The following is a 9,301-nucleotide window of genomic DNA, read 5'->3' on the forward strand; positions in this document are numbered from 1 at the left end:
TCGTCGCGGCTCGTCGCGCCGCTCGGCATCTCGCTGCCGGTCTATCCGGTGAAGGGCTATTCGATCACGGTGCCGATCAGGGACGCCTCCGGCGCGCCGGAATCCACCGTGATGGACGAGAGCTACAAGGTCGCGATCACGCGCCTCGGCGATCGCATCCGCGTCGGCGGCACCGCCGAAATCTCGGGCTTCTCGGACAAGCTCTACGACGCGCGCCGCGCCACGCTCGATCATTCGCTGACGGACCTTTTCCCGCGCGGCGGCGATCTCGCCAAGGCGACGTTCTGGAGCGGCCTGCGTCCGATGACGCCGGACGGTCCCCCAGTGATCGGCCCGACCCAATACGCCAATCTCCACCTCAACACCGGCCACGGCACGCTGGGCTGGACCATGTCCTGCGGCTCGGGCCGCGTCCTCGCCGACATGCTCTCGGGCAGGAAGCCGGAGATCGACGTCAGCGCGCTGACGGTGGACAGGTATAATCATCGGTTCGGGTGATTGACGCTGTCATTCCGGGGCGCCTCGAAGAGGCGAACCCGGAATCTCGAGATTCTCAGGTGCGCAATTGCGCACCATAGTTCGATGCTGCGCATCGCCCCGGAATGACGGCAATTGCTACCCCGCTCCCGTCACGCAATTCACCCATAGCACGACGGACTTCGCATCCTGCGCCGGGTTCGAGAACCGATGCGGCCTGCGGCTCGCAAATCTAAAGCTGTCGCCGGTTTTCAGCGACCACGTTTGGCTGTCGACCGTCAGCATCATCTCGCCTTCGAGCACGAGGCCGGCTTCCTCGCCGTCATGGGTGTAGAGTTCGTCGCCGGTGGAGCCGCCGGGCTCCAGATGCACCAGGAACAAATTGAGCTTGTTGTCGGCGCTGGCCGGGCTCAGCAACTGTTTTGACACGCCGGTGCGCCAGAGCTTGAGCTCCGGCCGTTGCAGGCCGCGCGTCACCACCTGGTCGGATGCGCCGTCGGCGCTCGGGCTCGCTCCGAACAGTGCGGCGATGCCGACGCCGAGCACGTCGGCGAGCGTTGCCAGCACGCGCAGCGACGGCGACGACAGCCCGCGCTCGATCTGGCTGAGGAAGCCGATCGACAGCTCGGTGCGCGCAGCGACCGTCTCCAGCGAGAATTGCCTGATTCGCCGGAGATCCCGGATGCGGCGGCCGACCGCGACGTCCATCGCCGGCTCGGACGGCTTGGCGACCGCCTTGGCTTTCACCCGCTTGGCCGGCTTTGCGGCGGCCGGTTTGCGCATTCTTTTGCCACCGCTCACGTCAAACCGCTTCCTTCATGTGCATGAAAACCGCTTGCATCGTTCGCAAAAGTGTGACCAAATTTTCATACTGGTGAAAATAGGCCGAAACGGCGCGGCCCGCAACGTCTGATCGCGACATGCGCGACTGCCGCACCGGCCAGACCCAAAGGGGGATGCGATGAAGCGTTTTGTTCAGGCCGCGATCGCGGCGCTCGCGATGGCTGCAGCGGTGCCGGCTGCCGCGCAACAGGTGCTGAAGGTCGGCTCGACCCCGACCGGCATTCCTTTCACCTTCCTCGACACCAAGACCAACACCATCCAGGGCATCATGGTCGATCTCGTCACCGAAGTCGGCAAGGACGCCGGCTTCAACGTCCAGATCGAGCCGATGCAGTTCTCGGCGCTGATCCCGTCGCTGACCTCGAGCAAGATCGACATCATCGCGGCCGCGATGTTCATCACGCCGCCGCGCAAGGAGGTCGTCGACTTCTCCGACCCGATCTACAGCTATGGTGAGGGCCTCGTGGTGCCGAAGACCGACACCAAGGCCTATGCCACGCAGGACGATCTGAAAGGCGCGACGGTCGGCGCCCAGGTCGGCACCGCCTTTGTCGACGCGCTGAAGAAGTCCGGCCTGTTCGCCGAGGTGAAGGCCTACGACACCATCCCGGACATCCTGCGCGACGTGAACACCGGCCGCCTCAAGGCCGGCTACGCCGACTATCCGATCCTCGCCTACAATCTGAAGCAAGGCGGCTTCCCCGAGGTGCGCCTGGTCGACGGCTACAAGCCGGTCACGGTCGGCTCGGTCGGCATCGGGGTGCGCAAGGGCGAGGCCGCGTTGCTCGGCAAGATCAACGCCTCGCTCACCAAGCTCAAGGCCAACGGCACCATCGACAAGATCCTCGATAAATGGGGCCTGAAGGCGCAAGGCTGATCACGTCTCATCGAAAGCTGCCCGATGAAAGGCTTCTGGCACGACGCCGTCGAGTTCTTCCCGATCCTGATGAACGGCGTCGCGCTGACGATCATCGTCACGATCGGCTCGCTGCTGCTGTCGACGGTGCTCGGCCTGATCTGGGCCATGATGCGGGTCTCCGGCATCAAGGCGCTGTCGATGCTCAGCGCCAGCCTGATCAACGTGATCCGCGGCATCCCGATCATCGTGCTGTTGTTCTACCTCTACTTTGTGATGCCCGATCTCGGCGTCACGCTGTCGGCCTTGCAGGCCGCGATCCTCGGGCTTGGCATCGCCTATTCGGCCTACCAGGCCGAGAACTTCCGTGCAGGCATCGAGGCGATTGACAAGGGCCAGATCGAGGCGGCGCAATCGATCGGCATGGGCTGGTGGCTGACCATGCGCCGCGTGGTGCTGCCGCAGGCGGTGCGGATCGTGCTGCCGCCCTATGGCAACGTCATGATCATGATGCTGAAGGATTCCTCGCAGGCTTCGACCATCACGGTCGCCGAACTCGCATTACAAGGCAAGCTGATCGCGTCCTCGACCTTCAAGAACACCAGCGTGTTTACCCTCGTTGCGGTGATGTATCTCACCATGAGCATTCCGCTGATCCTGCTGGTTCGTCACTTCGAGAAGCGGGCCGGCAAGCGATGATCGAGCTGAGCGACGTCCACAAGAGCTTCGGCAAGGTCGAGGTGCTCAAGGGCATCACGGCCTCCGTCCAGAAGGGCGAGGTGGTCTGCATCATCGGCCCCTCCGGCTCCGGCAAGTCCACCATCCTGCGCTGCATCAACGGACTGGAGAGCTATGACCGCGGCGAGATCAGCGTCGAAGGGCTGAAGGTCGACCGCGATGCGCCCTCGATCGTGAACATCCGCACCCAGGTCTCGATGGTGTTTCAACGCTTCAATCTGTTCCCGCATCGCACCGCGCTGGAGAACGTCGTCGAAGGGCCGCTTTACGTGAAGAAGGAGCCGCGTGCGCAGGCGCTGGAGCGCGGCCGCGCGCTGCTCGCCCAGGTCGGGCTCGCGGAAAAGGCCGACGCGCATCCGCCGCAGCTCTCCGGCGGCCAGCAGCAGCGCGTCGCGATCGCGCGGGCGCTGGCGATGCAGCCCAAGGCGATCCTGTTCGACGAGCCGACCTCGGCGCTCGACCCTGAATTGGTCGGCGACGTGCTCGGCGTCATGCGCAAGCTGGCCGACGACGGCATGACCATGGTCGTCGTCACCCACGAGATGGGCTTTGCCCGCGACGTCGCCGATCGCGTGCTGTTCATCGACGGCGGCGTCATCGTCGAGCAGGGGCCGGCGAAATCGGTCCTCAATCAACCGCAGCACGTGCGGACGCAGGACTTCCTGCGCCGCGTGCTGCATCCGCTCTAACCGGACTTCGCCATGACGCGCCTGCCTCTGCCACCCTCGCTCTATGCCGACACCGCCGTCGCGCCGGTAGCCACGCCGCCGCTCGACGTCGACAGGAATGTCTCGGTCGCGATCGTCGGCGGCGGCTATACGGGCCTGTCCACCGCGTTGCATCTGGCCGAGGAGGGCGTCGAGGCGCTGGTGCTGGAGGCGCAGGAGCCGGGCTGGGGTGCGTCGGGCAACAATGGCGGCCACACCAACCCGGGCCTGAAGCACGACCCCGATCAGATCGAAACCGACTTCGGCGAAGAGCTCGGCCGCCGCATGATCGAGTTCGCCTACGGCACCACGAACTTCACGCACGATTTGATCCGCCGCTACCAGATCCCGTGCGAGGCGCGGCAGAACGGCACGCTGCGCGCGGCCTATCACGAGGCCAGCGCGGCGGCGATCGAAAAGACCGCGCAGCAATGCATTCGCCGCGGCATGCCGGTCAAATATCTGAACCGCGAGCAGCTCCGCGAGATGACCGGCTCCGACCGCTACATCGGCGCCATGCTCGACACCCGCGGCGGCGATCTGCATCCCCTGAGCTACGCCCGCGGCCTCGCACGCGCCGCGATCTCGGCGGGCGCCAAGGTGCATGGCGAGACGCCGGCGCTGTCGCTCCGCCGCGAGGGAACGCGCTGGCGTATCGAGACGCCGCGCGCGGTGGTGCATGCCGACAAGGTCCTGCTCGCCACCAACGGCTTTACCGACGATCTCTGGCCGGCGCTCCGCCGCACCATCGTGCCGGTGTTCTCCTCGATCGCCGCCACCGCGCCACTTTCCGACGCAGTCGCCCGTTCGATCATGCCGACGCGCCCCGTGCTCTATGAGAGCGGCCACATCACCGTCTACTACCGCATCGACCAGCACAACCGTCTGTTGATGGGCGGCCGCGGCCCGATGCGCTGGATCAAATCGCCTAATGATGTCGCCTATCTCATGCGCTACGCGGAGCGGCTATGGCCGCAGCTCAAGGGTGTCGCCTGGACCCACGGCTGGAACAGCAGGCTGGCCATTACCGCGGATCATTACCCGCATGTGCACGAGCCGGCCGAGAACATCCTGATCTCGCTCGGCTGCAACGGCCGCGGCGTTGCGCTCGCGACTGCGATGGGCGCCCAACTCGCGCGCCGTCTGATCGGCGGCGCCAAGGCCGAGATCGACATGCCGATCACGGGCATCAAGCCGATGCCGATGCACGCGTTCTGGCCGGTCGGTGTGACGGCCGCCGTGATCGCAGGCCGCGTGCGGGACCGGTTGGGAATTTAGCCTCAGCCCTCGGCCACCGCATCGGCCCAGGGCTGGAAGATCTCGACCGCGCCCGAATTCGTATCGCCCTCGCGCATCACCACGCTCGGGCAGGCGAATTTCTGCGGCAGCGTCTGCACCCGGCTCTCTTCATAGTCGAAGCGCGCGGCCAGCGCTTCGCGGACGTTCGCCGGCAGACGGGCATCGCCGATCACCACCGCGCCCTCGCTGGCGTCGATGCGCGGTTGATGGATGGCGGCGTCGAGGTCCATGCCGTAATCCATTGCAAAGGAGACGAGCTGCATCACCGACGGCAGGATGCGGCGGCCGCCGGAGGCGCCGATGGCGAGGCGCTTGCCGTCCACGGTCTCGGCGATGACGGGCGTGTAATTGCACAGGCAGCGCTTGCCGGGCGAGAGCGAGTTGGTCGTGCCCGGCGTCGGATCGAACCACATGATGCCGTTGTTCATGGTGATGCCGGTGTGCGGCGTCACATAGCGCGAGCCGAACGACGACAGCAGTGTCTGCGTCACCGCCGCGATGTTGCCGTGGCGGTCGACCACCGAGAAATGCGTGGTGCAGGCCGGCGCCAGATATTCGGCGCCGAGCGAGCGCTTGCCGTCGGCATCGCCCATGTCCTTGAGCCGCTCGCGGAAGGCCGCTTGCAAGGCGAGCGCGTATTCGACATAGGCGCCGGCATCCGGCGCGCCAGCGGGCCTCAGGCTCTGCTGCAACAGGCGCAGCGCGTGCGCCATGGTGGGGCCGGCCGTGAGCTCCGGCGTCGCATACACCTTGCCGTCGCGGTACGGAATAGCCAGCGGCTCGCGCAAAAGCGCGCGGAAGGCGGCGAGGTCCTCGACCGACAGCGAGCCGCCGTCAGCCTTGATGTCGGAAGCGATGCTCCTGGCGAGATCGCCCTGGTAGAAATCGCGCGGTCCGGCTTCAGCGAGATGCGACAGCGTCGCCTTCATCATGTCCTGCGGCAGCCGCGTCTCGGCCTTGATGCCCCACGGCGCGCTCGGCGGCAGGCCATCCTTCAGGTACGCCGCTGCGCTGGCCGGATAACGCCTGAGATCGGCGGCCGACCCCGCAATCGTCGCCGTGGTCCACCAATCGACCAGCAGGCCTTCGCCGGCGAGCCTGGCCGCCGGCGCGACCAGATCCTTCCACGGCATCCTGGCGTAGCGGCGATGCGCCTCTTCCATTCCGGCGACGACGCCGGGGACGGCGATCGCGCCGGGACCATGGATGTTGCGATCGTCCTTCACCCGCGGCCAGGGAAACAGGTCGGAGGCGGCGCCTTCGCCGCTGAGCGGATAGTCGGCGGCGCGCAGGCTCTGCGGCGCGGACATGCCGTAGTCGATCACCTCGTAGCGATTTTCCTTGGCGCGGTAGAGCACCATTGCACCGCCGCCGCCCAGACCGCTGTTCCAGGGCTCCAGCACGTTCAGCGCCATGGTGGTTGCCACGATCGCATCGACGCAGTCGCCGCCCGCCGCCAGCACCTGCGCCCCGATTTCAGCCGCGCGCCGAGATTGCGAGGCGACGATGCCGCCCTTGGACGTAACGGCGGGCTTGCGGACGGTTTGATTGAGGCTGAACTGATGAGGCATGATGTCGTCTTGATCTCTGGATTCAGTTGCGTCGATGCACTGAGGTTGGAAGCTCCGCGATTGGCGAAGCCCGCGGACAATGGCACATTGCCGCCAACGAGAACATGGAAAGGGAGGCGCGGCATGGCTGGTGTGAAACAGGCGCGGGATGGCGCGGTCGGAATTCTGACGCTCGACGAGCCGGCAAGCCTGAACGCGATGACGCCGGACCTGCTCGGCGCGCTCGCCAGCGCCGTCGGCGAGATGACGGGGGACGAAGCCATCCGCGCGCTGATCCTCACGGGCGCCGGCCGGGGATTTTGCTCAGGACAGAATTTGAAGGCATCCGAAGCGCTCGGCGAGGACATTGCCGGCGGCGTGATGCGGTTCTACTGGCCGGCTTTCAAGGCATTGCGCGAATGCCGCGTGCCCGTGGTGGTGGCCGTGAACGGGGTTGCGGCGGGCGGTGGCTTCAGCCTCGCCATGGCCGGTGATATCATCGTCGCGGCGCGGTCGGCGAGTTTCATCCAGGTGTTCAGCCGCATCGCGCTGGTCCCCGATCTCGGCTCGACCTGGCTCTTACCGCGGCTGGTCGGCCGGCAGCGCGCGCTCGAGCTGATGCTGCTCAACGAGCCGTTGACGGCGGAACGCGCCCAGGAGATCGGGCTGGTGCGGCAGGTCGTCGACGATGCCAAGCTGATGGATGAGGCCCTTGGTCTGGCGCGCCGCCTGGCGGAAGGGCCGACGCGCGCTCTGGTCGCAACGCGCGCGCTCGTCGAGGAGAGTGAGCACTCCACCTATGAAGCCCAGTTCCGCCGCGAGATCGAACTCCAGGCTACGATCCGCAAGAGCGCGGACGCCATCGAAGGTCGCAATGCGTTCATCGAAAAGCGTAAGGCGAAGTTTACGGGGAAGTGAGGTGGGCCGCACTTTCTCCCCTCGTCATGCCCGGGCTTGACCCGGGCATCCACGTCTTCGTATCCGCGCCCCAAAACGTGGATGGCCGGGCCTTCGCCGCGCCGAAGCGGCTTCGGCCGCGCAGGCGGGACAAGCCCGGCCATGACGACGATTAGTGCGGTTTCTACGGCCGCTGCGCTCAGCGCATGCGGTCCAGCCGGCTGGCCTGATACTTGGCGCGCCATTTCGGGCCGGGGCCGCGCATGTAGTGCAGCTCGGGGCGATAGGGATTGCCTGCGACGCGGATCAGCGTCTGCCATTTGGCGGCAACGATGCTCAGCGGCTGGCGCAGCAGGCTCAAGGAAGCGAGCAGCATGACATCACCTCAATGCGGCTTGCCGAGCATCGCGGTGAAGGGAAGATCGAAAATCTCCTCGCCGTCGTCGCCGCTGACATGGATCACCCAATCGCGCCAGTCTTCATTGCTCGGCGTCAGGATCATCGACTGCATGATCTGGGCGGCACGGTCGCGGGCCTCGGTCAGGTTGGACACGGCCGCGCCGGCGCGGTCGATCAGCGTGCCCTCGGTGTTGGAACAATGAAAAAAGACCTGGACCATATGCGTCTCCTATTGGGAGCGATTGGGAGCGGCAAACCGATACCACCCGAGGCATTCGCGAAACATTCGGGTTGAACCCGGTCAGGGAATTTACGGAGATTGGTCGCCGCCAAGGCCGTCACCGGTTTAATCACAGGCGGGTGATGGCTGGCCGGCGCCGCGGCGTCGTGGAACAAGGTCGGGGGTGGCGTGAACCAGTTCACATTCGAGAACGAACGGGGAAGGCTGTGTTTGCGGGCGGCGGTCGTCCTTGCAGCTTTCTTGGCTGCCGCACTGCCGGGTTTCGCTCCGGCCCGCTCCGAGCCGATCAGGAAGAGCGGCTATGCGATCGGTCCGGACATGTGCGGCAGCGGCGATCTCGCCTTTCCCAGGATCCAGATCGACATGAAGGCGGGATTTTGCGCCGGCCTCGTCGCCAGCGAAGAGGATCGCCTCAGATTCCCGCGTTCGATCGTCCAGGTGCCCGGCCGTGGCCTGTTCGTGGTCGCCGACATGGGCGGTTGGGGCCGCACCGATGGCCGGCTATTGCTGCTCGATCCGCGCGCTGCGCCGGGGCAACGCTTCAAGGAGCTGCTGACGGGCCTAGAATATCCGTTCGCTCTCGTCATCGGCCCGGACAGGAAGCTCTACGCCTCGACTGCGGAGACGATTTTCCGGTTCGATCCGCTCGCGGACAATCCACGCAGCACGGTCGAGACCATCATCCGTCACATGCCCGGGCGGCGGATCACGCTGCCGGATGGTACGAGGCTCGACGAGAGCGCGCATCCTCTCAAGCAGTTCGTGTTCGATCGCGACGGCCGGCTGTTCGTCAATGTCGGCTCGCACAGCGACGACTGCGTCACGCCCGCGCCGATCACAAGACCCTGTGCGGCGGCCGAGGGCGCCTCGGCGCTGGCCTCGATCTGGCTGTTTACGCCGCCGGCGGGCGGTGTGTTTCCGGCCTTGAAGCCGGGCGACCCCGACCCGCCGCACACCGTCTATGCGCGCGGCCTGCGCAACTCGATGGCCCTGGTGCTGCACCCGATGTTTCCGGATGCCGGCTACGCTTTCCTGCAGGGCGAGAACGGCCGCGATCTGCCCGACATCTTCGAGCCGAACGAGGAGATCAACGCGATCGAGCAGGGCAGGCATTATGGCTGGCCCTATTGCTACGACCTGTCGAGCCCGAGTCCCGAGTTCAAGCGCGTGCTGCAATCCGGGGTCTACAAGTCGCTCTGCACGACCAATCCGCTCTACAAGGCGCCGCTCTCGCTGCTGCCGCCGCACGGTGCGCCGCGGGCGATGCTGTATTATCGCGGAGCCAGATTTCCGG

At 66.0% G+C, this 9,301-nt stretch carries 11 protein-coding genes; 7 read left to right on the top strand and 4 right to left on the bottom strand.

All coding sequences use genetic code 11. The annotated features are described in order from the left end of the window. The coding region (locus JHD07_RS15560; RefSeq protein WP_291623689.1) for an FAD-dependent oxidoreductase at positions 1 to 498 on the top strand (498 nt) is incomplete at its 5' end. A gap of 117 nt (positions 499 to 615) precedes the next feature. Here JHD07_RS15560 and JHD07_RS15565 read toward each other — a convergent pair. After that, positions 616 to 1,260, bottom strand: coding sequence for a helix-turn-helix domain-containing protein (locus JHD07_RS15565; protein WP_291623691.1), 645 nt, complete (start codon positions 1,258 to 1,260; stop codon positions 616 to 618). A 178-nt stretch (positions 1,261 to 1,438) separates the two neighbouring features. Between JHD07_RS15565 and JHD07_RS15570 the strand changes: the two genes are divergently transcribed. From JHD07_RS15570 to JHD07_RS15585, 4 genes are read left to right on the top strand one after another with little or no spacing between them, the layout of a single operon-like run. Continuing rightward, the gene (locus JHD07_RS15570) at positions 1,439 to 2,197 is read left to right on the top strand and encodes an ABC transporter substrate-binding protein (protein WP_291623693.1); all 759 of its coding nucleotides are present in this window, start codon (positions 1,439 to 1,441) and stop codon (positions 2,195 to 2,197) included. Positions 2,198 to 2,221: 24 nt separating this feature from the next. Beyond that, entirely contained in the window at positions 2,222 to 2,875 is a 654-nt protein-coding gene (locus JHD07_RS15575) for an amino acid ABC transporter permease (protein ID WP_291623695.1), read from the top strand. Then, complete coding sequence (locus JHD07_RS15580; protein ID WP_291623697.1) at positions 2,872 to 3,603, top strand: amino acid ABC transporter ATP-binding protein; 732 nt, start codon at positions 2,872 to 2,874, stop codon at positions 3,601 to 3,603. Before JHD07_RS15575 ends, JHD07_RS15580 begins: the two co-directional genes overlap by 4 nt. 12 nt (positions 3,604 to 3,615) lie before the next feature. Next, entirely contained in the window at positions 3,616 to 4,899 is a 1,284-nt protein-coding gene (locus JHD07_RS15585; protein WP_291623699.1) for an FAD-binding oxidoreductase, read from the top strand. Between the two features lie 2 nt (positions 4,900 to 4,901). Here the strand turns inward: JHD07_RS15585 and JHD07_RS15590 are convergent, their stop codons facing one another. Next, on the bottom strand, positions 4,902 to 6,491 hold the full coding sequence (locus JHD07_RS15590; RefSeq protein ID WP_291623701.1) for a gamma-glutamyltransferase: 1,590 nt from the start codon (positions 6,489 to 6,491) through the stop codon (positions 4,902 to 4,904). A gap of 123 nt (positions 6,492 to 6,614) precedes the next feature. Between JHD07_RS15590 and JHD07_RS15595 the strand changes: the two genes are divergently transcribed. After that, a complete protein-coding gene (locus JHD07_RS15595) occupies positions 6,615 to 7,388 on the top strand; it encodes an enoyl-CoA hydratase-related protein (RefSeq protein WP_291623703.1) in 774 nt (257 codons plus the stop codon). A 178-nt stretch (positions 7,389 to 7,566) separates the two neighbouring features. On the opposite strand, the gene JHD07_RS15600 is transcribed toward JHD07_RS15595, so the two are convergent. After that, on the bottom strand, positions 7,567 to 7,743 hold the full coding sequence (locus JHD07_RS15600; protein WP_291623705.1) for a hypothetical protein: 177 nt from the start codon (positions 7,741 to 7,743) through the stop codon (positions 7,567 to 7,569). 9 nt (positions 7,744 to 7,752) lie between these two features. Further along, the gene (locus JHD07_RS15605) at positions 7,753 to 7,986 is read right to left on the bottom strand and encodes a hypothetical protein (protein WP_291623707.1); all 234 of its coding nucleotides are present in this window, start codon (positions 7,984 to 7,986) and stop codon (positions 7,753 to 7,755) included. A 261-nt stretch (positions 7,987 to 8,247) separates the two neighbouring features. Here JHD07_RS15605 and JHD07_RS15610 point away from each other — a divergent pair. After that, positions 8,248 to 9,301 (top strand): PQQ-dependent sugar dehydrogenase (locus JHD07_RS15610; protein WP_291623709.1); only part of this gene is annotated, 1,054 nt, incomplete at its 3' end.

It is taken from the genome of Bradyrhizobium sp., assembly GCF_016462955.1.
GTDB lineage: Bacteria > Pseudomonadota > Alphaproteobacteria > Rhizobiales > Xanthobacteraceae > Bradyrhizobium.